This window comes from Ferruginibacter profundus, from assembly GCF_054783275.1.
The window spans coordinates 1-754 of the sequence record NZ_BAAGQW010000020.1 but is presented as its reverse complement, the minus strand read 5'-3'; the positions used below and the strand labels follow the sequence as shown (position 1 = coordinate 754).

Genomic DNA, 754 nt, shown 5'->3' with positions numbered 1-754 from the left:
AGGTCACAAAATAATGACTAAGTGAATTTAAGGAAGTCGTAGTCCTAATACAGCAATGATGTTAGCTTGGAGGTAGCTATCATTTGAAGAGGGTGTAACAACTCAGTTGCCTAAAGGACTATAGGCACCGACAATATGCGGGTCTATAGGTCATTTACCGAAACTATGTCAATTAAATTATATATTCTGTAATTTAATCAGAGTAGAGGAGCATCCCATGTGGATGAAAGATAGTGTTTCATTATCTGGACATAATGGGAGAGAAAATGCTAACATGAGTAACGTAGAAGATAGTTATAATACTATCCGCCGATTGAACAAGGGTTTCGTTGTCATGGTTAACAGCGACGATTTATAACGGTCTCTAAGATTATTATTGATGAGTTTGTCATAGATAACTATAACATTTGTTATGGTCAGGAAAATTATATGATTATTACCGTACCCTACAACCGACACAGGTGTTCAAGTAGAGAATACTAAGGCGTAGAGATAATACTGTTCAAGGAACTCGGCAAAATGCATCCGTACACTAGATAATAAGGATGACCGATTATTTTTTAATAAGTAATCGGTGACAGAAAATCGTGAGGCACAACTGTTTACCAAAAACACCGGTATCTGCTATATAAAATATATGTTGTATAGATACTGAATCTTGTCCAATGCCAAGACTCTAAAACTAGTCTGTAATTAGCAGACAGTTGAAACTTAGGTGAATGACCGTCTTAACTATAAGGATGTTAAAGTAGCG

At 35.9% G+C, this 754-nt stretch carries 1 rRNA gene; it reads left to right on the top strand.

The features are described from left to right. Nucleotides 1-754: ribosomal RNA gene (locus ACYVM0_RS26995) — 23S ribosomal RNA — on the top strand; the annotation flags it as partial.